Source organism: Arthrobacter sp. B0316-5-4, from assembly GCF_059090325.1.
Genome location: NZ_JBNHFN010000003.1, coordinates 317,455 through 339,233, shown reverse-complemented (window position 1 = coordinate 339,233; position 21,779 = coordinate 317,455). Strand labels below are relative to the sequence as shown.

Annotated in this window: 23 protein-coding genes; 13 read left to right on the top strand and 10 right to left on the bottom strand. The window is 61.9% G+C overall.

All coding sequences use genetic code 11. The annotated features are described in order from the left end of the window. Position 1: 1 nt before the first annotated feature. The 3 genes from AC5RU9_RS10135 to AC5RU9_RS10125 are packed head-to-tail and all read right to left on the bottom strand — an operon-like array spanning position 2 to position 3,372. A complete protein-coding gene (locus tag AC5RU9_RS10135) occupies positions 2–937 on the bottom strand; it encodes a carbohydrate ABC transporter permease (RefSeq protein WP_211713812.1) in 936 nt (311 codons plus the stop codon). Beyond that, a complete protein-coding gene (locus AC5RU9_RS10130) occupies positions 934–1,995 on the bottom strand; it encodes a carbohydrate ABC transporter permease (protein WP_494016331.1) in 1,062 nt (353 codons plus the stop codon). Before AC5RU9_RS10130 ends, AC5RU9_RS10135 begins: the two co-directional genes overlap by 4 nt. A gap of 12 nt (positions 1,996–2,007) precedes the next feature. Then, a complete protein-coding gene (locus AC5RU9_RS10125) occupies positions 2,008–3,372 on the bottom strand; it encodes an ABC transporter substrate-binding protein (RefSeq protein ID WP_494016330.1) in 1,365 nt (454 codons plus the stop codon). A gap of 128 nt (positions 3,373–3,500) precedes the next feature. Here AC5RU9_RS10125 and AC5RU9_RS10120 point away from each other — a divergent pair, with 128 nt between their 5' ends. Next, positions 3,501–4,517, top strand: a complete 1,017-nt coding sequence (locus AC5RU9_RS10120) for a LacI family DNA-binding transcriptional regulator (RefSeq protein WP_211713815.1) — start codon at positions 3,501–3,503, stop codon at positions 4,515–4,517. Between the two features lie 59 nt (positions 4,518–4,576). Continuing rightward, complete coding sequence (nadE, locus tag AC5RU9_RS10115) at positions 4,577–5,398, top strand: NAD(+) synthase (protein WP_211713816.1); 822 nt, start codon at positions 4,577–4,579, stop codon at positions 5,396–5,398. Positions 5,399–5,404: 6 nt separating this feature from the next. On the opposite strand, the gene AC5RU9_RS10110 is transcribed toward nadE, so the two are convergent. The 5 genes from AC5RU9_RS10110 to AC5RU9_RS10090 form a co-directional block, all read right to left on the bottom strand. Then, complete coding sequence (locus tag AC5RU9_RS10110; RefSeq protein WP_494016329.1) at positions 5,405–6,667, bottom strand: D-amino acid dehydrogenase; 1,263 nt, start codon at positions 6,665–6,667, stop codon at positions 5,405–5,407. Then, complete coding sequence (locus tag AC5RU9_RS10105) at positions 6,664–7,095, bottom strand: RidA family protein (RefSeq protein WP_494016328.1); 432 nt, start codon at positions 7,093–7,095, stop codon at positions 6,664–6,666. Before AC5RU9_RS10105 ends, AC5RU9_RS10110 begins: the two co-directional genes overlap by 4 nt. An 89-nt stretch (positions 7,096–7,184) precedes the next feature. Then, complete coding sequence (locus AC5RU9_RS10100) at positions 7,185–7,982, bottom strand: amino acid ABC transporter ATP-binding protein (protein WP_494016327.1); 798 nt, start codon at positions 7,980–7,982, stop codon at positions 7,185–7,187. Next, positions 7,979–8,737: an amino acid ABC transporter permease gene (locus AC5RU9_RS10095; protein WP_494016326.1), complete on the bottom strand. Its 759-nt coding sequence runs from the start codon at positions 8,735–8,737 to the stop codon at positions 7,979–7,981. The genes AC5RU9_RS10100 and AC5RU9_RS10095 overlap by 4 nt, the downstream gene beginning before the upstream one ends. 39 nt (positions 8,738–8,776) lie before the next feature. Next, the gene (locus tag AC5RU9_RS10090; RefSeq protein ID WP_494016325.1) at positions 8,777–9,697 is read right to left on the bottom strand and encodes a substrate-binding periplasmic protein; all 921 of its coding nucleotides are present in this window, start codon (positions 9,695–9,697) and stop codon (positions 8,777–8,779) included. Positions 9,698–9,871: 174 nt separating this feature from the next. Here AC5RU9_RS10090 and AC5RU9_RS10085 point away from each other — a divergent pair, with 174 nt between their 5' ends. Next, on the top strand, positions 9,872–11,071 hold the full coding sequence (locus AC5RU9_RS10085; RefSeq protein ID WP_494016324.1) for a CdaR family transcriptional regulator: 1,200 nt from the start codon (positions 9,872–9,874) through the stop codon (positions 11,069–11,071). A 15-nt stretch (positions 11,072–11,086) separates the two neighbouring features. On the opposite strand, the gene AC5RU9_RS10080 is transcribed toward AC5RU9_RS10085, so the two are convergent. Continuing rightward, positions 11,087–11,803 carry a FadR/GntR family transcriptional regulator gene (locus AC5RU9_RS10080; RefSeq protein ID WP_494016323.1) on the bottom strand — a complete coding sequence of 239 codons (717 nt, stop codon included), beginning with the start codon at positions 11,801–11,803 and terminating at the stop codon, positions 11,087–11,089. Between the two features lie 263 nt (positions 11,804–12,066). Between AC5RU9_RS10080 and eat the strand changes: the two genes are divergently transcribed. From eat to AC5RU9_RS10040, 8 genes are all read left to right on the top strand, one after another. Next, positions 12,067–13,497, top strand: a complete 1,431-nt coding sequence (gene eat / locus AC5RU9_RS10075; RefSeq protein ID WP_494016322.1) for an ethanolamine permease — start codon at positions 12,067–12,069, stop codon at positions 13,495–13,497. Between the two features lie 47 nt (positions 13,498–13,544). Further along, positions 13,545–14,927 carry a glutamine synthetase family protein gene (locus AC5RU9_RS10070; protein ID WP_494016321.1) on the top strand — a complete coding sequence of 461 codons (1,383 nt, stop codon included), beginning with the start codon at positions 13,545–13,547 and terminating at the stop codon, positions 14,925–14,927. Further along, positions 14,908–15,669 (top strand): gamma-glutamyl-gamma-aminobutyrate hydrolase family protein, encoded by a 762-nt coding sequence (locus AC5RU9_RS10065; RefSeq protein ID WP_494016320.1) that lies wholly within the window; start codon positions 14,908–14,910, stop codon positions 15,667–15,669. The genes AC5RU9_RS10070 and AC5RU9_RS10065 overlap by 20 nt, the downstream gene beginning before the upstream one ends. Further along, complete coding sequence (locus AC5RU9_RS10060; RefSeq protein WP_494016319.1) at positions 15,666–17,036, top strand: aldehyde dehydrogenase family protein; 1,371 nt, start codon at positions 15,666–15,668, stop codon at positions 17,034–17,036. Before AC5RU9_RS10065 ends, AC5RU9_RS10060 begins: the two co-directional genes overlap by 4 nt. Positions 17,037–17,063: 27 nt before the next feature. After that, positions 17,064–17,846, top strand: coding sequence for a 3-oxoacyl-ACP reductase (locus AC5RU9_RS10055; RefSeq protein ID WP_216922177.1), 783 nt, complete (start codon positions 17,064–17,066; stop codon positions 17,844–17,846). A gap of 202 nt (positions 17,847–18,048) precedes the next feature. Next, positions 18,049–18,702, top strand: a complete 654-nt coding sequence (locus AC5RU9_RS10050) for a PadR family transcriptional regulator (protein WP_494016318.1) — start codon at positions 18,049–18,051, stop codon at positions 18,700–18,702. 76 nt (positions 18,703–18,778) lie between these two features. Further along, the gene (locus tag AC5RU9_RS10045; protein ID WP_494016317.1) at positions 18,779–19,537 is read left to right on the top strand and encodes a MerR family transcriptional regulator; all 759 of its coding nucleotides are present in this window, start codon (positions 18,779–18,781) and stop codon (positions 19,535–19,537) included. 44 nt (positions 19,538–19,581) lie between these two features. After that, on the top strand, positions 19,582–20,187 hold the full coding sequence (locus AC5RU9_RS10040) for a TetR/AcrR family transcriptional regulator (protein WP_494016316.1): 606 nt from the start codon (positions 19,582–19,584) through the stop codon (positions 20,185–20,187). Positions 20,188–20,236: 49 nt separating this feature from the next. Here the strand turns inward: AC5RU9_RS10040 and AC5RU9_RS10035 are convergent, their stop codons facing one another. Further along, positions 20,237–21,028, bottom strand: a complete 792-nt coding sequence (locus AC5RU9_RS10035) for an alpha/beta fold hydrolase (protein ID WP_494016315.1) — start codon at positions 21,026–21,028, stop codon at positions 20,237–20,239. Positions 21,029–21,099: 71 nt separating this feature from the next. On the opposite strand from AC5RU9_RS10035, the gene AC5RU9_RS10030 reads away from it, so the two are divergent. Together AC5RU9_RS10030 and AC5RU9_RS10025 are read left to right on the top strand one after the other, a co-directional pair. Further along, positions 21,100–21,504, top strand: a complete 405-nt coding sequence (locus AC5RU9_RS10030) for a VOC family protein (RefSeq protein WP_211713821.1) — start codon at positions 21,100–21,102, stop codon at positions 21,502–21,504. Beyond that, positions 21,501–21,779 carry a winged helix-turn-helix transcriptional regulator gene (locus AC5RU9_RS10025; protein ID WP_494016314.1) on the top strand — a complete coding sequence of 93 codons (279 nt, stop codon included), beginning with the start codon at positions 21,501–21,503 and terminating at the stop codon, positions 21,777–21,779. The genes AC5RU9_RS10030 and AC5RU9_RS10025 overlap by 4 nt, the downstream gene beginning before the upstream one ends.

Here is a 21,779-nt window from a genome sequence, read left to right as displayed (position 1 = left end):
GCTACTTAACTCCTCCGGCGGTCAGGCCGCCCACTAGGTAACGTTGGAAAATCAGGTAGAGAATCACGACGGGCGCCGCGCATACCAGCGAGGCCGCCATCATTTGGCCGTACAGGGGAATTGCTCCGCCCTCCTGTGAAGCGCCGAAGATCTGAAGAGCTACCGCTGCCGTCTGGCTTTCGGGGCGGGTCATTACCGAGGCAAAAAGGACGTCGTTCCAGCCGAGCAGGAAAGCGAAGATTCCCGAGACCACGATTCCGGGCCAGCTGAGCGGCAGGATAATCCGCACCAGGACGCCGACGTTGCTGGCGCCGTCGATCTTTGCTGCCTCTTCCAGTTCCCGCGGCAGTCCACGCAGGTAGGTGACCATCACCCAAGTGGAGAAGGGCATCGCGAATGTCAGGTAGGTAATGAAGAGCCCCCACTGTGTACCGATCACCTGAACACCCAGGTAGCTGGCGGCCGAGGAGAAGAGCACGAATACGGGAAGGACCATCAAGGTACCCGGGACAGATTGAAGTGCAAGGAGGCCGCGGAGAAAGGTGAGCCGCCCGCGGAACTGGTAGCGGACCAGGACGTAGGCGATGGATACGGACATGGCGGCCGAAACCACCGCGGTGGCGCCGGCTACCAGGACACTGTTTCCCAGGCCTTTGGCCAGGCCGACGCTGGACCAGATCTTGGTGTAGTTCTCCAGCGAGAAGCTGGACGGCCAGAACTCGCCGTTGGCCACGCCGATGTCTGAGTTCACCGATGCCAGGAATATGTACGCCACGGGGATCAGCACGATCGCGCTAAGGACCGTGAGGATGATGGCCAGCATCGGGCCGGGCAAGAGACGGGTGACTTCGTGCTGCCGCTTTGAACCGGGCCGGAACGTTATCCCGGCCGGGCCTCCGCGGGACGTACCGCGGACCGAGGTGGTTGATGCGCTCACTTCTTGCCTCCCGGCGTCTCGGCGTCGTCCAACTTGACGGCGCGAAGGTAGATGAACAGCGGAATGGCGATCAGCACCAGGGACACGAACGCCATTGCGGCGCTGAGGCCGAAGCGGAAGCTCTGGAAGCTGGTGACGTAGGTGAGGATCGGAAGCACTTCGACGTCGGAGGGGGCCGGTACGCCGAACAGCACGAACGGGAGCGTGAAGTTATTGATGTGGTGCAGCATGCCGATCAGGAAAGCCAAGGACAGCGGGCCCTTGAGATACGGGAAGACCACATAGCGCAGCTTGTTCCACCACAGGGCGCCGTCCAGGGCCGAGGCCTCGTGGACTTCGTGGTCCACCGCTTGCAGGCCGGAAAGGGCCAGCAGGTAGATGAACGGCCAGGATGCCCAAATCTGGACCAGGATCAGCGTCCAGTACGTTTGGGGTCCGTTAAGCCACAGTCCACCGTCCACGCCGAACACACCCAGCGCCGAGTTGATGACCCCGTCCGGCTGGAACATGGTCCGCCACACGGTCGCCACCACGAAGGAGGGCAGCACGTACGGGATCAGGAAAATCGAGCGGACCAGTGCACGTCCCTTGAAGGCGTTCTGTGTGGCAACAGCCGCTGCGATGCCCAACGGCAAGGTCACGACCATGGCGATCAGCGAATAGCTGACGCTCAACCACACCGAGTGGAGCAGCGGAGAATCAGTCAGGGCCTCCACAAAGTTCCCGACACCAATGAACGGTGCACTGACCCACTTGCGCAGCGAGTACTGGTCGAGGTTGAGCGTCGACATGTAGATGCCCAGGAACAACGGCACCACGATGATGACGAACATCAACAAGCCGCCGGGGATCAGCATCCACAAAGGACGGTTTCGCTCGCTCAGGCCCTTGCGGCGGACAGGTTTCCGGCCACCGCCCGCCGGTTGGGTGGCTCCTGTGCCTGCGGCCGGTGAGGCCCCGGCGTCGAGCGCTGGTTCTGTCGCCCCGGTCCGGGCCAGCTGCCCGCGGGCAGCCGGACCGGACACGGGTTTCATTTCCCTGAAGGAATCAGTGGACATGGGAGACCCTGCCTAGGACTTCGCAGCCCGGTCGAGGGAAGCCTGGCCCTTGGACTGTGCGTCCTTCAGCCGTGATTCCAGGGCGCTCTCGTCAACGGATCCCTTGGCCAGGTCCGGGATGGACTGGACGGTCACGTTCAGGAGGCCCAACTGGATGTCGCCCCAGGCGCCGGTGAAGGGGGTTGCCTTCGACTTGCCGGCAGCATCGGCGATCGGCTTCAGCTTCGGATCGGTCAGGGTGGCGAGCGCCTCGGCGTTTGCGGGAAGCTCACCGAAGATCTTCTGGTAGTTCAGCTGCTCGTCCTTGGAAGTAATCAGCTCGACATAGGCGAATGCCAGGTCCTTCTGCTGGGAGTAGTCCGCGACCACGACGTTGTCGCCGGAGAGGATGCTGGCGGCCTTGTCGCCGTCGCCCTTGGGGGAAGATTCGCCCGGAGCCGTGGTGGGCATCAGGGAGTAGGCGTACTTGCCGGCGATGGCTGACTTATCCAGGGTGGGGATGGAGCTGGAGGTGGTCATCATCAGGTATCCCGCCTTGCCGGACGCGAAGGCGGCTACCGCGTTGCTGTTGCTCCAGCCGATCGCTGCCGGATCCACCACCTTGTCCTTGGTGAGCCAGCCGAAGTAGGTTTCGTAGGCCTTCTTCACTGTGGGGTCGTCCATCTTCAGTTTGTCGCCGTCCACCAGGGGGTTGCCTGCCTGCACGGACATGGCCCAAATGAACTTCCAAGGATCAAAGTTGTCCTTGTACCCGGTGGCCAGGCCGTAGGTTCCCGCACCGGCGTTGGTCATCTTCTTGGCTTGCTCGGCGAGCTCATCCCAGGTTGTGGCGGGCTTATCAATGCCCGCGGCTGCCAGGATGTCCTTGTTGTAAGCCATGACGAACGGACGGCTGACGAACGGGATACCTGCCTGGTGCTCGGAGTCGGGGCCCGAAATGCCCAGGGCTGCGGGGTTGAAACGGTCCTTCCCGCCTACCTTCTTCCAGTCGTCGTCGGAAAGAGTCACGAAGGCTTTGGTGGCGTAGGCGGTGGGCGTGAAAGTGGTTCCCAAGGTGTAAACATCCGGGCCTTGGCCGGAAACAACGGAGGTTTGAATACGGGTCAGTTCATCGTTGGCTGAGGCGAAGGTCTCGAACTTCACCTCAGCGCCGGTCTTTGCCTTGAACTTGGCGGCGATGTCGCTCTGCCACTTCTTCTGTTCTTCCGGATACTGGTTGTTGACGCCGGTCAGGACATTCAGTGTCTTGCCCGCCCCGTCGACCGCTCCCCCGGAGCTGCTGCCCGATGTGGTGCTGCTGCTTCCCCCACATGCTGTCAGTGCCAATGCTGCGGTCAAAGCGACGGCGGCAAGTTTGGCAGATGGTGCAAACCTCATTGTTTCCTCCTTGGTTACACAGCCCGATCGTGGTCTACGTCACAGGGGCTTCGGCGTCGAGTCTACGAGTCCGGCAACAGAGCGGCAAGCGGTTGCCAAAAGTTGCCATGGGATGGTGCAATCTTTCTATGGCTGAGACAAACGCACGGGGATCCGCACCCACCATCCGGGATGTTGCCGCCTTGGCAGGAGTGGCCACATCCACCGTCTCCAGGGCCCTTTCCAACCCGGACCGCGTCAACAGGGCCACCCGTGAACGGATCGAGAAAGTGGCCGCCGAACTCAATTACGTCCCCAGCTCGCAAGCCCGCAGCCTTAGCTCCGGCCGGACCAATGCGATCGCACTCTTGGTTCCCGACGTCACCAACCCGTTCTACTTCGACATCATCCGAGGCACCCAGAACCAGCTCAAAGCAGCCGGCTACACCCAGCTGCTGGTGGACACCGAAGAGTCGGGTGAAATGGAAGCCGATGCCCTCCAGAAGATGCAGCGCACGGCGGACGGCTTCATCCTCGCGGCCTCCCGCCTTACTGACGCCCAGATACTGGAAGCAGCATCCTCCCAGGCAATCGTCACCATCAACCGCTCCTCTGCCAACGCGCCCACCGTGGTCATCGACACTCCGGGCGCCGTCGTCCAGGCACTGGAACACCTGACGTCACTGGGCCACTCCAGGATTTGCTACGTCGGCGGACCGGCATCCTCCTGGTCTAACGCCAAACGCTGGAAGACCTTCGAGGACGAAAGCCGCGAGCGCGGAATCACAACGTCCCGCGTGGGCCCCTTCACACCTAAGACAACGTCCGGAGCAGCAGCCGCCGACGCCGCTGCCCGCACAGGCGCCACCGCCTGCATCGTGTTCAACGACCTTCTGGCCATAGGCATGCTCCAGCGGCTTCGCGAGCGCGGAATCCGGGTTCCTGAAGACATGAGCATTGTGGGTTGCGACGATATTTTTGGCGCCGACTTCTGCAACCCACCCTTGACCACCATGGCCTCACCCATTGAACAGGCCGGACGGGTGGCCGTCTCCATGCTGCTTGCACAGCTGGACCCCCTCCACGCAGGATCCAGCCGACGTTTGGCCGTCATGCCCACCCACCTCACCGTCCGCGGCTCTACTGGCCCGGCGCCCTCCAAATAGACCGAATCACGGCGCAATATGGTTGAGCCTTTGTGACCGGGCTGACTAGTGTGGAACACATGCGCGAACTCCAGGCCAAGATCATTGAGGAAATGGGCGTCCAGCCCCGGATCGATCCTGCGGAGGAGATCCGCAAGCGGGTCGCTTTCCTGAAGGATTACGTGAAAGCCACCGGCACCAAAGGGTTCGTTTTAGGTATCTCCGGGGGCATCGACTCTTCGCTTGCCGGCCGCCTCGCCCAATTGGCCGTGGAGGAACTGGAAGCCGAGGGCGTGGACGCGAACTTCGTCGCGGTCCGCCTCCCCTATGGCATCCAGCATGATGAAGACGACGCGCAGGCAGCCTTGGATTTCATCAAGGCCAAGACCGAGTGGACCTACAACATCTCCCAGGCCGTGGATGGCTTCGAGGAAGAGTTCGAAAAGACCACGGGTGCACCCATCTCCGACTTCCACAAGGGCAATACCAAGGCCCGCGCCCGCATGATCGCGCAGTATGCGTTGGCTGGCGAGCACAACTACCTGGTGATCGGCACGGACCACGGCGCCGAGTCCGTCACCGGCTTCTTCACGAAATTCGGCGACGGCGGCGCGGACATCCTCCCGCTGTTCGGCCTGAACAAGCGACAGAACCGTGCTCTCCTGGCCGAACTCGGGGCCCCTTCCCGCGTGTGGGAAAAAGTTCCCACGGCCGACCTCCTCGACGACAAGCCGGGCCGCACCGACGAGGACGAGCTCGGCATCACCTATGACCAAATCGACGACTACCTTGAGGGCCGCAACGTCCCCGATGACGTCGCCGAACTGCTGGAACAGAAGTACCTCCGCACGCGCCACAAGCGCACGGTTCCGGTGACGATCTTCGACACGTGGTGGAAATAGCCTGAGCTACCGGCCAACGGCGTAAGGCGCGGCCGCGAGCGCCGTAGGTTTGCCGTCGATCAGGTCCGCCAGCATCTCTGCTGACCCGCAGGCCATGGTCCAGCCAAGGTGCCCGTGGCCCGTGTTGATGTAGAGATTGCTTTCGCCTGCGCGGCCAATGATGGGCGGTCCGTCCGGAGTCATGGGGCGAAGTCCCACTTTGTAGGTAGCCCTGCTGAGGTCCAGCACCCCTGGGAAGAGTTCCTTGCCTGCTTTGAGGATGTTTGCAAAGTCCTTCTGGGCATACTGCTGCGAGTAACCGGCGAACTCTGCCGTAGCGGACATCCTCAAATGATCCCCAAACCTTGACCATGCCACCAAGGACCTCTCGTCAATGCCGCCTAAGCCGGGAGCGAGAGCTCCTTCATTGATGGGAGCGGTTAGGCTGTAGCCCTTCGCCGGATACACCGGGAGGCGGACACCGGCGGTTCTGGCCAGGCGTGCGCTCTCAGGGCCACCTGCAAGAATGAACCGGTCAGCGACAAGCTCACCTTGACTGCTCCTGAGTGCTGTCACACGAGGAGCAGCGGACCGTGAACTGCCTGATCTGATGCCCTCAACGGCAGTGTCGAAGGTGAAGCGCACCCCCAACTCCTCGCAGAGCTTTCGGACTTCCGCGGCAAATTTGGCGGGATTTCCCGTTGCATCAGTTTCGTCATGGACAGCTCCGATAAAGTTGACGTGGCTCTTGGCCAGCGCGGGTTCGAGCTGCAGCAGTTCCTCCCGGGACACGATCCGCTGGGCCTGGCCGTTCTCCCGCATAATGCTGCCGTGTGCCACCGCCCGCTCCAAGGCATCCGCATCCCGATAGAGATAGAGGACGCCGCCGTTTGAAGGCCGGAAGTCCATGCCGTTTCCTGCGATCATCGCGTTGAAGAGCTGTTGGCTCCGCTGGGCGAGGCGTAGCTTTGCCAACGTGTTCCGATGCGCCCGCGGGCCAGTGCACTCACGCAGGAACTTCAGGCCCCAAGATACAAGCTCGGCATCGAGGCGGGGCTTTACCCGAATGGAAGTATCTGCACTGAAGATGGATTTCAGCAATTCCTTGGGCGCGGACGGCGAGGCCCACGCGAAGGAGTGCCCGGGCGCGATCAAGCCCGCCGTAGCGTCGCTGGTGGCGAGTGTTTCAGCGGCCTCCCTGTCCACTACTTCAACGTCGTGTCCCCGTCGAGCCAACTCGTAGGCCGTGGTGACCCCGATGATCCCAGCACCGACAATCAGGAGTCTCATTTCCATGCCCCCGCCCGGTCAGGTCCGCTCAGTGGCAGACAGGCGATTGCCTGCACTTCCACAAGGAGCCGCGGGTCCAGTAATTGGGCAACAACCGTGGCCCTGGACGGTCGATGTTCGCCGAAGACAGAGACCCAGGTTTTGTTGAATGCCTCCGCGAGTCCGGCGTCACGAAGATAGACCGTGCAGGAAACCACATCGCGCAGGGTGGCGCCGTAGGTTGAGAGAACAGTGCCTAGCCTTTCCAAGGAACACTGCGTCTGAGCCTCGATGTCGCCTTCACCTACCACCGACCCGTCGCTGCCAAACGAAACCTGGCCGGATACGTAGACGGTATCTCCTGCCCGCGTGGCCGATGGATATGGCGAATCCTGGGTTGTGATGCCGTCAACGTCAACGGTCCGGCCGGGGCTTTGAATTGGAGTCATGGTTCTCTCTCAAGGAAATTGGGCAGGTATGAGCGTGATGTGACAAGGAGACACTGCGCCGAATGGATGCCGCTGGTGGTGGGGGAAACTCAGCTGTCCGAGTTGTAGGAGCGGAGGAACGCCTTGGTGCGTTCTTCGCGCGGTTTGTCGATGACCTCGGACGGAGGGCCTTGTTCGATGATGTGGCCACCATCTATGAAGACGATTTGGTCGGAGATTTCCCTGGCAAAGGGCACTTCGTGCGTGACGATCACCATGGTCATGCCGGCCTGTGCCAGGCGGCGCATGACGGCCAGCACGTCCCGGGTGGATTCGGGGTCGAGCGCGGATGTCGGCTCGTCGAACAACAGGAGGCTGGGACCCAGTGCGAGGGCCCGTGCAATCGCAACCCTTTGCTGTTCGCCTCCTGACATCTGTTCCGGAAATGCCAGGGCCCGGTGCGACAACCCCACTTCGGCGAGCAACTCCAAGGCCGTGTGAAGGGCCTTCTTCTCAGGGATCTTAAGCCCCTTCATCTGGGCCAACATGACATTCTCCACGGCTGTCAGGTGGGGAAAGAGGTAGAAGCGCTGGAAGACCATCCCAACCCGCTGCCTCAGCTTGGCCAGATCCTTGCAGACGGTCTTCCTCCCCGCGAACACGGGCTCACCTTGCAGCGCTATGGTGCCTGAATCGGGTTGTTCAAGGAGGTTAATGCAACGCATCAAGGTGGTCTTGCCACCGCCGCTTCGGCCGATGATGCTGACAATGTTCCCCGGCTTGACGGTGAAGTCCACGTTGTCCAGGACGGTGCGGCCGGAGAAGGACTTCACCAGGGACTTGATTTCGACCACCGGACGGGCGTTGTTCACCGTTTGACCTTTGGTTTCAATTCTTCCGATCGTCATGGCTTTACCTCCGAGTATGACGTGGTTTCCGCTGCTGCCAAGAGGGCGCGTGCTTGGGCCAATCTGCGGTGTCGGCGGAGGGATAAGGGGGCGCCCGCCTGAACGCGGCGTTCGAGCCTGAGGACCAATTGCGAGAGCGGGTAGCAGACCACAAAGTAGATGGCGGAAATGACGATATAGACCTCAAGGGCGCGGAACGTTTCGCTCGCGATCAATTGCGCCTGGGACATAAGTTCCGCCGCCGAAATCACCACAAGCAGGGAGGTGGACTTCAAAAGGTCCACCAACATGGTGCCGGTTCCGGGCAGGGCGAGGCGGAGTGCCTGCGGGAAGATGATGCCGGTGAAAGTCACTGTCGGCCCGAGGCCAAGGGCTTGGCCTGCTTCCCGTTGTCCCGGGTGAACACCGAGGAGGGCAGCCCGGAAAATCTCCGAAAGGTACGCTCCGTAGAAGATCACCAGGCTGAGGGTGCCTGCTTGGAAGGCATCGAGACGGATGCCAATGGAAGCCAAGCCGAAGTACGTAATGAATATGATGGCCAGCAAAGGGATGTTCTTGAACAGTTCCGTGTACACGGCAGCGGGTAGCCGCAGCAGCCGACGGGAACTGATGCGCAGGAGCGCGACGCCGAGTCCAATCACCACTGCGCCGGCAAAGCCAGCCGCTGTGTAGCCAAGGGACCTCAGCAGACCATCGGCGAGTGCCGGCAGGTACTCCTGCCATGGAACCTGAAACATGCCGGGTGCGGGGTTCATGATTAATCCTGTCCGTTGGGGATGATCGCCTGGACCCCTTCACTTCGAAGGGGCGGTCCAGTCGGCCGGGCGGTCAGTAGCTTGTCGGTCCGCGGCCATCGACGGCGAGGGCTTGAGGTACTGGTCAGGGTCGCCGCCGTACTTGGTGATCAGGCCGGCAAGTTCCCCGTTGGCATACATTTCCCGGATGACGCTGGAGATTGCCTTCTCCAGCTTCGGTTCTTCCTTTGGTACGTAGAAGCTGGTCATGTACGGCTGGAAGTAGGCCAGATCAGGGGATTTCTGCACTTCCTCATCCGTAGGCGGGGTCAGGTACTTGGTCTGGATTCCCAAATCCGGACGCTGGGCCTGGGTGTAGGAGATCAACAGGGGATCCACGAACCCCACGTCCACCCGTCCCGAGCCGACGTCTGCGAACAGGCCATTCGCGTCAGGGAACGAGCTGAGTTTGGCATCCTGCACGGCCTTGATGGACTTCACCCAAACGTAGCCAGTGACGGTACCCAGGTTCTTCCCGCGGAGGTCCGCGAGGGTCTTGACGTCCTTGTCGCCCTGGACTGCCATCGCGGGCGGGGAGTAGTACGGCGGATCGGTGAACAGTCCGGCTTTCGCGCGTTCTTTGGTCCAGGCAATACCTCCGATGGAGATGTCGACGCGACGGCTTTGTACCCCACCAAGCATGCCGTTGAAATCGGTAACCTGGGGTTCGACGGTCAGGTTCAGCTTCTTCGCTGCAGCCTGAAGGATCTCGGCATCCAGGCCTACCATCTGGCCGTCCTTCATAGCCGTGTACGGCATATAGGGCTGGATGGCTACTTTGAGCTTGCCCGCTTCAATGGTGTCAAGACCGTCCGCATTACTGGCGACGCCGTTGCCGCCACAGGCTGTCAGTGTCAACGTCACGGCGCCGAGGACAGCGACGACGGATGTACGAATTGGTTTAGGAATGCGACGAAACATGGTGGTCGCCTTTCAATGGGTTCAATGCTGATGCAGAACGCCTCTGCTGTTTCGGCTTTGCGCCGCTTAGTAACAACCGTAGGCTTGGGTGTGACGAAAGTCATTGGACTATTCATCCATGTTCTTAGCCATTCCACGCTTGCTTGTTGTACGAAAGAACTGAAAGTGATCCCCATGGCCGTGATTACCATCCGCACCGGAGCAGGACCTTTAACTCCGGCACTTGCCCAGCAAATCGCAGGGGACACCAGCGAAATCGTAGGGTTCAACATCCTTATCACCGATGCCCACGGCACGGTGATCGGCAGCGGCGATACGAGCCGCGTTGGCAGCTTCCACGAAGCGTCTTTGGAAGTGATCCGCACGCGCTTATCGGCCACCCATTCTGCCGCCCAAGCCCGAGCGTTGGAGGGGGTCAAGCCCGGGGTAACGCTGCCTATCCTGCTCAATGGCCAAGCGGTGGGCACGGTCGGAATTACGGGCGCTCCGGCCCAAGTCACGCGCTTTGGTTTGATGGTGGAACGCCAGACGGAAATCCTGCTTCACCAAGCTTCGCTACTCCGGTCCTCTTTGCAGCGCGAGCGCGAGCTGGAGGACCTTGTACGCAGCATTCTTGCCTTCGATCCGCAGTTGACGGACGATTCAACCCTGCTGGACCAAGGCAACGACCAAGGGGTGGACCTCTCTGCCCGACGGATCGCAGTGGTTGTCCACCTTCCCGGCCGCACGCCCGCTCCTTCCACCACCACGGAGTGGCTACCACGCGCATTGGTACTGCTTCGTGAAAGCTTTCAGCACCGACAGACAATCGCTGCCTCCATCAGCGCAAATCGTTACGTCGTTTTCGCGCACCCAACGCCGGATGGAATGGCAGGAATCCTGTCCCAAGCCGGTCATTGCGTCGAGCAGTTCCGCGCACACTTAGGCGCCGACGTCGAAATTGGCATCGGAACCGAAGGGGCCGGACCCACCCAAATGCGCACCGCTTACGAAGACGCAGCTGATGCGCTGCATCTGGGTCGCCGGATCACCCGCCGAAGCGTCACCACCATCGACGAGGTGCGTATGGAACAGTTGCTTTCAGGCATCGGCCTCAGGGCCAGGCAGCGCTACACAGCAGCCGTGGCCGCACCACTTGTGTCCGGGGGCGATTGGAGCACCGTGCGCAGCACCGTGATTGCCTGGTGCGAAAGCGGCTTTTCCCTGGTGGGTGCTGCGCGCCGCCTTCATATCCATCGAAACACGCTTATTCATCGGCTCGAGAGGATTGAGCAACTCCAAGGCTGGACCGCACGAACAGCCGTGGCGTACCTGGCGTTGTACCTGGCATGCAAGACCAACGAGTTCGACGCCGGCGAGCCATCCAAGTCCTGACGGTTGCAAAGAAACTCAGGCGAGGAACCCGCGCAGGAGCGAGGCTGTGCCTTCCAGGTGTTCCAAGGCAGCCCGCTCGGCCGCAGGTGCATCCCCGCGAAGGATGGCATCGGCGATCTCCGTGTGCTGGCGGTTGGCGTGCTCAAGGTTTGTTCCCAGCAGCGGAATCCGGTCCAGCAAGTCATTGAGCCGGGCCCGGGTTTCCGCCACGGCCGAAATAAGGCTCGCCGATCCGCACATCTCGGCGATGGCGATATGGAAGCGCGAGTCGCGGGGGCGATAGCCTGCTGCCGGCGAAGCGCAGACCTCGGACAAGCAAAGCTGCAAATGCCTTCTTGCCGCTGCTGAGAGATCCGCCTTTGCCGCCAATCCTGCGGCGGCAGGTTCGATGATGGAGCGGAACAAAAGGACGTCTTCAACCTCGGCGGGGTCCAGCGGTCTTTCGTCGGGCTTTGACTGCACAGTGTCCGTGGAGACGTAGGTTCCCCCATACCTGCCCCGCTGCACTTCGAGATAGCCCGCGCTCTGCAATTCGCCCAAGGCATCACGCAGGGTTGCCCGGGAAACCCCTAGCTGCTCGGCAAGTTCACGCTCCGGCGGGAGTTTTTCGGCCGGGGCAAAAATGCCCAGCTTGATGGTTTGCAGGATGTGTTCGATGGTTTCCTCGAACGCGTTGCCGCCCCGGACGGGGCGCAGCATAGAGAACGACGGGCCAAAGGCTTGGTCAGGCACGGCATCTCCTTTCACCGGAAAGCGCGTCACCCCAGGGCGACGCTGCTGCCTTCATGCTACCCACGCCCCCATCCAAAGGTTGTTACGGAGACCACTGGTGTGGCTAAAGGGCGTTTTTGGGGCACTTTTGCGGGAAAGTGTTGACGTGCGCCACATCACAGTCCAGACTATGAAGCACGCAATGGACTAAAAACAGTCCTTTAGGATTTGAAGATCCTCCCAATTACTTTCCCACAAGCATTCCTCAAACGTAAGGAACACGCATGGAAACAGTGGAACAACCGTCCGGTGGCGAGGACGAGTATTTGCAGCATCGGCGCCTCAAACGAGGGGCGGCTGGCTGGGTCCTGCTCGCTGGCTTGGGCGTGGCCTACGTCATCTCCGGCGATTTCGCGGGCTGGAACCTGGGACTCGCCCAAGGAGGATGGGGTGGTTTGCTGATCGCCTTCGTCCTTATGGCGGTCATGTATACGTGCATGGTCTTTGGCCTTGCCGAACTCTCCTCAACGCTGCCAACTGCGGGTGCCGGCTATGCCTTCGCCCGCCGCGCCCTTGGGCCCCTGGGCGGTTTCGCCACCGGAATGGCTGTGCTGATCGAGTACGCAGTGGCCCCGGCAGCGATCGCTACTTTCATAGGAGGCTACGTCGAAGCCTTGGGCCTCTTCGGCCTGACGAACTCCTGGCCGGTCTACCTTGTCACCTACGTCATTTTCATCGGAATCCATATCCGCGGCGTCGGTGAGGCATTGAAAATCATGTTCGGCATCACGGCCGTGGCAGCCGTCGCCTTGGTGGCGGCAGTGATTGGCCTCCTGCCCAAGTTCGATCCTGCCAAACTCTTCGACATCGTGCCGGATGGATCAGCGGGCTCCAGCGCTTTCCTCCCCATGGGAGTTAGCGGGATCCTGGCCGCCCTGGTGTACGGAATCTGGTTCTTCCTTGCGGTGGAAGGGGTCCCCCTGGCAGCCGAGGAGACCTCAAACCCGAAGCGGGACATGCCACGCGGCATCATTGTGGCAGTGATCATCCTGGTGGTCTTCGGAGCACTGATGTTGGTCCTCGTCCCAGGCGCTGCAGGATCCCAGGCGATGAGCGGTTCCGACAATCCCCTCCCCGAGGCCCTGCGGATCGCCTACGGCGGAAACACTTTCCTGGCCGACTTCATCAACTACGCCGGGTTGGCCGGTTTGGTGGCAAGCTTCTTCTCGATCATCTACGCCTACTCCCGTCAGTTGTTTGCTCTCTCGCGTGCGGGCTACCTGCCCCGCTGGCTCTCCCTGACAGGCTCCCGCCGGACCCCCTATTGGGCCCTCATTGTTCCCGGCACCATCGGGTTCCTGTTGGCGGCGATCACCCACGATGGCGCCCTCCTGATCAACATCGCAGTCTTCGGAGCCACGGTTTCCTACGTACTTCTCAACCTCTCGCACATCGTCCTGCGCAAGAAGGAACCCCACCTTGAGCGCGGCTACAGGACACCGGGCGGCACCGTCACGACGTCGATCGCCCTGGTTCTTTCCGCCGTGGCAGTCGTGGCGACGTTCGTCGTCGACGTCTTTGCCGCCTCCATCACGGCAGCCATTTTCGCCGCCGCCCTTCTCTACTTCTGGCTTTACAGCCGACACCGGATCGTGGCGGGCGCACCCGAAGAAGAGTTCGCCCAACTTGCCATGGCCGAAGCCGAGCTGAAGTAACAGCCGCGCCAAGTATCAATGTCCAACACACGAACTGCGGAGACACCATGAACGACCAAAACAAAGAACAATTCCCGGACCAGCAGCTCACCGTCGAGCAACTGCGGGAACTCGTAAGCAGCGGCGAGATAGACACAGTCGTCGTCGCCATCACCGATGCCCTCGGCCGGCTGCAGGGCAAGCGCTGCGGAGCACGCTCGTTCCTTGAGGACGTCCTGGGGCATGGGGCGGAAGGCTGCAACTACCTCCTGGCAGTCGACGTTGATATGACAACTGTTGACGGGTACGCCATGTCCTCCTGGGAGACCGGCTACGGAGACATGGTGATGATGCCTGACGTTTCCACGCTGCGTCGGGTCCCTTGGCTGGAAGGCACTGCGATGGTGCAGTGCGATGTCCTGTGGACGGACGGTACGCCGGTTGTCGCTTCACCTCGCCAGATCCTGAAGGCGCAGATTGAACGGCTCGAAAAGCTCGGTTATCGGGCCTGCGCCGGGACCGAGTTGGAGTTCATCATGTTCGACGACTCCTACGCCCAGGCCTGGGAGAAGAACTACAGCGGCCTCACTCCGGCCACCCAGTACAACGTGGACTACTCGCTTCTGGCTACGGCCCGCCTGGAGCCTGTGATCCGCTCCATCCGCAACAACATGGAGGCCGCCGGCCTGGTTGTGGAGTCGTCCAAGGGCGAGTGCAACCTGGGGCAGCAGGAGATCACCTTCCGCTTCGACCAGGCCCTGGCCGCCTGCGATAAGCACACGTTCTACAAGAACGGCGCCAAGGAGATCGCGGACCAGCACGGCAAGAGCATCACGTTCATGTCCAAGTTCAACGAACGCGAAGGCAACTCCTGCCACATCCACTTCAGCCTCACCGACCTGGACGGGAATCCGGTCCTGGCGGGCGACGGCGAACACGGCTTCAGCCCCGTCATGGAACGTTTCGTGGCAGGACAGTTGACGGCGCTGCGTGAACTGACGTATTTCCTGGCACCGAACATCAACTCCTATAAGAGGTACGTGGAAGGCAGCTTCGCGCCGACGGCTGTTGCCTGGGGACTCGACAACCGCAGCTGCGCACTGCGCGTAGTGGGACACGGCAAGGGCCTCCGCACCGAAAACAGGATCGGTGGTGGTGACGTGAACCCCTACCTCGCCGTTGCGGCGATGATTGCCGCGGTAATCCACGGCATCGAAAACGACGTTCCGCTGCCTCCCATCACCAAGGGCAACGCATACGAATCCGACGCCGAGCGCCTGCCCACAACGCTGCGGGACGCCCGCGACCTCCTCGCCGAAAGCAGCATCGCACGGAAGGCATTCGGCGACGACGTCGTGGACCACTACGTCCATGCCGCCACCGTGGAACTCACCGCCTATGACAGCGCCATCACCGACTGGGAGCGGACCCGTGGCTTTGAACGACTCTAAAGAAACGTACCGGCCCAGGATCGCGGTCACCAGTTACCTTCAGGAAGCCTTCTGGGGTGTTTGGAACACGACGGCGGCCATCCTCCCGGCGACGTACGTGGAGGCAGTCGTCGCCGCCGGAGCTACACCGCTTCTGCTCCCCCCTCTGGGAACCGACCCTTCACTGCTGGACCTGGTGGACGGACTGATCGTGGTGGGCGGACCCGACGTCGATCCTTCCCTCTACGGGCAGGACCCGCATCCAACTACCCGGCCACAACCACTGCGGGATCACCACGACAGCCAGCTCCTGAAGGGAGCGCTGGAGCGCGGCCTGCCGCTGTTCGCCATCTGCCGGGGCGCCCAGCTCCTGAACGTCGTGCTGGGCGGAACGCTGATCCAGCACATTCCAGACGTCAATCCGGACGCCAACTGCCAACCGGCCCCCGGCGTTTTCGGGGAAGCCAATTTCACGACGAAGCAGGGCAGCATCATCCACGATCTCCTGGGTGACTCAGCGACGTCGCCTTGCTACCACCACCAGGCCCTGGACTCTGTTTCCAACGCACTGCACGTGACGGCACGGTCCGGCGACGGCATGGTGCAGGCCGTTGAAACCACCGACGGCGGCTGGGTGCTGGGCGTCCAGTTCCACCCGGAACAGAACCCCGGCGATCTCCGGCTTTTCCAGGGTTTCGTGGAGGCAGCCGCCAATTACCGAGCCGACCACACCGCAACAATGAAAGCGATGTCCCCAGCATGACCTCATCAGTCTTTGACGTGATCAATCCGGCCACCGAAGAAGTCATCCAGACCGTGCCCCTGGCAGGGTTGGCCGAAACAGATGCAGCCATTGCGAAGGCGGCTGCCGCCTACGAATCCTGGCGGGCGGTTGCCCCCGCCGACCGCGCGTTGCTCCTGCGCAGGTTCGCGGCCGCCGTCGACCATGACCTGGAGAACCTCGCCCAGCTGGAAGTCCGCAACGCCGGGCACACCATCGGCAACGCACGCTGGGAAGCGGGAAACGTCCGGGATGTCCTCAATTACTACGCCGCAGCCCCGGAACGGCACTTCGGTCGGCAGATCCCCGTAGCCGGCGGCGTCAACATGACGTTCCACGAGCCCTTGGGCGTGGTGGGCGTGATTGTCCCGTGGAACTTCCCGATGCCGATTGCCGGGTGGGGCTTCGCTCCCGCCCTGGCAGCGGGCAACACCGTAGTGCTCAAGCCGGCGGAAGTTACGCCGTTGACCGCGATCCGCCTGGGCGAACTGGCCCTTGAAGCGGGTATTCCTGAAGGCGTCTTCCAGGTCCTCCCCGGCAAGGGCTCCGTGGTGGGGCAGCGCTTCGTCACCCACCCAGCCGTGCGCAAGGTGGTTTTCACTGGCTCCACCGGGGTTGGCAAGCAGATCATGGCAGGCTGCGCGGACCAAGTGAAGCGGGTGACGCTGGAGCTAGGCGGCAAGAGTGCCAATATCGTTTTCGACGACGCCGACCTTGAACTGGCGGCAGCAGCCGCCCCGGGCGGGGCTTTCGACAACGCCGGCCAGGACTGCTGCGCCCGTTCCCGGATCCTGGTCCAACGGACCGTCTACGATCGCTTCCTTGAACTGCTGGAACCCGAGGTCCTGGGGATGCGCGTAGGCGATCCCGCTGATCCGGCCACCTCCATGGGGCCGCTCATCTCCGCCCAGCAGTTGGGTACGGTGTCCGGCTTCGTGCCCGACGGCGCACCGGTCGCCTTCCGCGGGAAGGCGCCTGAAGGCCCTGGTTTCTGGTTCCCGCCCACCGTTCTGACGCCGGAGCTGGATGCACCGTCCTTCACGGACGAAATCTTTGGTCCGGTAGTCGCCGTCGTGCCGTTCGACGACGAAGCTGACGCCATCAGGATCGCCAACAACACTGAATACGGCCTGTCCGGATCGATTTGGACGTCGAAGGTGGATCGCGCGCTTCGAGTGGCACGCGGCGTCGAGTCCGGCAACCTGTCCGTCAATTCGCATTCGTCCGTCCGTTATTCCACACCTTTCGGCGGGTTCAAACAATCAGGTCTTGGCCGCGAACTCGGCCCCGACGCCCTGGACGCGTTCACCGAAGTCAAGAACGTCTTCATCTCCACCCAGTCCGCTTAGTCTTTCCAACTGTTACTAAGGAGCACCATGCAATCTGTAGTTTCGAACCGTCTCGCAGGCCGCAGCGCAGTCATCACCGGAGGTGCCAGCGGCATCGGCTTGGCCACAGCACGCCGGATGGCCGCAGAGGGCGCCAACGTGGTGATTGCGGACATCGAACCAACCTCCGGCATTGCCGCCGCGAGCGAGGTAGGGGGCTTGTTCGTGAAGGTTGATGTCACCAGCGAGGAAGAAGTCCGCAATCTTTACGCGCAGACGAAAGAGACCTACGGCAGCGTCGATATCGCCTTCAACAACGCAGGCATCTCCCCCGCCGATGACGCGTCCATCCTTGACACCGGCATCGACGCTTGGCGCAGGGTCCAGGAAGTGAACCTGACCTCCGTCTATTACTGCTGCAAGTACGCCATCCCTTACATGCAGGAGCAGGGCAAGGGCTCCATCATCAACACGGCCTCGTTCGTGGCGGTCATGGGGGCTGCGACGTCCCAGATTTCGTACAGCGCTTCCAAGGGTGGCGTGCTTTCCATGAGCCGTGAACTTGGCGTGGAATTCGCGCGTCAGGGCATCCGCATCAACGCTCTCTGCCCGGGACCAGTCAACACTCCCCTGTTGAAGGAACTCTTCGCGAAAGATCCGGAGAAGGCGGCCCGCCGCTTGGTCCACGTGCCGTTGGGACGCTTCGCCGAGCCCGAGGAACTTGCCGCAGCAGTGGCTTTCCTGGCCAGCGACGATGCTTCGTTCATCACGGCCTCCACCTTCCTGGTGGACGGCGGCATCTCGGGGGCATACGTCACACCGCTTTCCTAACTGCCTGAACCACGACGGCGGGTGCCGGCTTCCTTACGGAAGTCCGCACCCGCCGTCGTGCTTTAAGCACCCCCTCTCACATCCCACCCGCTTCCCCCGAACGCTCACTCACAAACCCTTGACGTCACGATAGTTACCGATATATCGTTAACTATCGCCGATACTCCTTCGGCGTAACAACAACCGAAAGGACGATGCTGCTATGAAAGGCATCAACGAACACAACAATGAATTCCCTGATCACGGCCACGGTCACCCCGAACATGAACACGGCCGGGGCCGCTTCAATCGAGGCAAAGGGCGTCGCGGCCCGGGTGGTCACGGCGGAGGCGGATTTGGTCCGGGCTTCGGCCCCGGCGGGTTTGGGCCCGGGGGCTTCGGACCCGGCTTCGGTCCCAGGGGTTTCGGCCCCGGAGGTGCACGCCGAGCCAACCGCGGCGATGTCCGCGCTGCGATTCTCTCGCTGTTGGCCGAGGCACCTTCAAATGGCTATGGCCTGATCAAGACGATCGCCGAGAAGACCTCCGGAGCCTGGCGCCCGAGCCCGGGTTCGGTTTACCCGACGCTGCAGCAACTGGTCGATGAAGAGCTGATCGTGGCTGTCGGCGAAGGCCGCCGCACCGAGTTCACACTCACTGATGACGGCAAGGCCTACATCGCCGAGCATGAAGAAGAGCTGGCCAATGCCTGGAATACCGAGGCAGACGGCACCGGGCCTGCGTTCCACCAGAGCGTCGGAAAGCTCATGGGCGTGATTCACCAGTTCCGGGCCGCAGCCACTGACGAACAGCGCCAGGCCGCCATTGAAAAACTGGACGAGACCCGCCGGGCGCTCTACCTCATCCTGGCCGACTAATGGCTGACTCCACCCCCTTGACCTTGACGTAGCGTCAACCTCTACTGTCGAAGTACAAGCACAGGACGGGGGACGGATGGACTGGTCAATCCAGGAAATCGCCAAAATGGCAGGAACCACCAGCCGCGCGTTGCGTCATTACGACGACATCGGGCTACTGAAACCAAGCCGGACCGGCCATAACGGCTATCGCTATTATGACGGTCCGGCGCTGGTTCAGCTCCAGCGCATCCTCCTGCTCCGGGAGCTGGGCCTCGGCCTGCCGGCTATCGCCGAAGTGCTCAATCGCGAGACGGACACCGTCAAAGCGTTGAGTGGGCATCTGGAATGGCTCGCCAGCGAGCAGGACCGGCTGACCCGGCAGATCGCCTCCGTCCGGCAAACAATCGACACATTGAAAGGGGATGGAAAGTACATGGCACAGGACATGTTTGATGGCTTCGACCACACTCAGTACAAGGACGAGGTGGAGGAGCGTTGGGGTAAAGATGCGTACGCCGCCAGTGATTCGTGGTGGCGAGGCATGAGCACCGACGAGAAGCAGCAGTGGAAAGATCGCCTGCAGAAGCTGGGCGCCGACTGGATTGCTGCAGCCGAATCCGGGGTTTCGCCCGAGAGCGCTGAGGCGCAGGACCTCGCCCGACGTCACCTTGAGTGGCTGCACGGCATACCGGGAACCCCGACGGCGGTACCCGGCGGAGACGTCAAAGGTTACGTCACGGGACTCGGCGAAATGTATGTCGCGGACCCCCGTTTTGCCGCGAATTATGGCGGGGAGACAGGAGCGTCATTCGTTCGGGATGCACTGCGGTTCTACGCGGAGAAGAACCTCTAGGCGACCGGGATGCGCCGATTCCGGTTTGGCAATAGTCTGGCCGAATGGGTACAAGCACCGTTAAATCCGGCGAACAGGCTGACAGACAGACGCGCATCCTCGAAGCGGCCCTGGAACTACTGTCCCGCCACGGCATTTCGGGCATAAACATGCGTGCTGTGGCGCGTGAAGCCGGTGTCGCCCTGGGACTTGTGAACTACTACTACGAAGACAAATCGAGCCTGATCAGCGCGGTGCTCCACCAGATTGAAGAGCACGATCTCCTGCTGGTAGAGCCGGCACCCACGTCAACCCCGGACGAGCAACTCCGGGAGTCGCTTCGGCGGGTCGCCGACCCCAAACTCCTGACGACGCCATATCTGTCACTTCGCCTTCACCTGTGGGCCCTCGCCCAAGCAAATGAGGACTTTGCGCAGATCAACGCCGCGGCCTTTGACAGATACCTTCAAGGGCTCGCGGCCCTGATCGGCAACGCCGTTCCCGGGCTCTCCCCTGAGGAATGCAAGGATCGGGCAGCCGACATCGTCGTTGTGCAAAACGGCATGTGGCTGACCACCCTGCTGGGCATAGACAAAGCAGCCATCGAGAGGGGAATTGCGCGCACGGAAGAGATTGCATTCGCGCCCCCGCAACACGACAACCTCGGCTGACGAAGCGGGTCCCCTTTTGAGTCGCACTTATGCCTCTTTGCAGATATCCCTACAGGACAGACGCCATGGTCCGGGCGAGCCAGTCCCTTACTAGCGCGGCAGTGAGATCCGGACGTTCGAGGTGAGCGTTATGGCCTGCGGCGTCGAGCACGGCGTAGGTACCGCGGACGTAGTGGTCGCGGAGTTTCCACCCGTCCTCATAGCCCGTTACGTGGTCCTGTCGCCCGAAAAGGTGCAGTGAGGGTGCCTCGAATGGAGCCGGGTGGGCAATCTCGGGTTCGACCGATAGCCCGTACGCCGATGACACCCGTTCGAGAATAGTTTGATTCGCTCCGCGTATACCGGGAAGGGCATATCGGGCGAATGCCTCGAGCGTGGCTTCGCTCTGGACGACGGTCATTTCCTCGTACTCGTCCCTCATTTGCCCGGCCAAAGCCAGGACCGAGGGGTCCTCCCGGACAACGTGCCTGCGGGGAAGGCTTCGAGCCTGATGTATCGGCTCGAATACGCCCGCGAGGGTGGCCAGGCCAAGAACCCGATCTCGAAGCACATGGGCAACGTGCCGGGCAATCATGCCTCCGAAGGAGTTGCCGATCACCGCGAAAGGCCGCTCCCCTAAATGCTCATGGATATCGTCCAGAGCCCCCTGTGCGACGTCGTTTGCGCTGGCGACATTTGTGTCAGCATCACCATCACCCGCAGCCCACGGTAGGTCGATATAGATTCGCTGCCATCCGGTCTCATGGAGGGCGCCCTCCAACGGCAGCATGATTCGATGATCGACGCCGAATCCATGGATAACGACGAGTGGAAGGCCTTCTCCCTGGACTTGAGCAATCACACGCCAGAGCCTACCGGGTGACACCCGGCAGGGGGTTGACGCCATACTTGCATTTTGCAAGTATGGACCGCATGAGCCTCTTCATAACCTGCCCGGTCGAGAGCGTCGAACGCGCGACTACCTTCTATACAGCCCTCGGCTGGACCCTCAACACCAAGATGTCCGATCACAACGTGTCATGCTTCGAAATCGCGCCCGAGCAGTACGTCATGCTCGGTAGCCGCGAGATGTACGCAAGCGTAGGCGGCGCCGAGGAGTTGGTCGGCGGACCCGACACCCCCTCGAAAGTCACGGTCTCGTTCGACCTCGGCAGCCGCGAGGCAGTCGACGAGCTCACCGAACGGGCCGGCGCCGCCGGCGGGCGGATCGGTGACACCGACGACTACCCCTTCATGTACCAGCGCCAGTTCGACGACCCCGACGGTTATCACTACTCGCCGTTTTGGATGAAGCCGGACGCCGATCCGACCGCGTGAGCAACCTCGCCGCGGCCCTCGACATTGTCGGATCGCGGTGGGCCCTGCTCATCGTGGAGCGGCTGCTTGACGGGCCACAGCGTTACGGCGATCTGCAGCGCGACCTCGGAGTGCCGACCAACATGCTCGCGACCCGCTTGCGCGAACTCGAGACCGCGGGCGTACTGTCCCGCTTGCCCCTCCGGCACAACACCCGGGCCTATGCACTGACCGATCGCGGACTCGCCTTGAGCGAGGCGATAGCCGCGCTTGCACGCTGGGGCGACGAGCAGTAG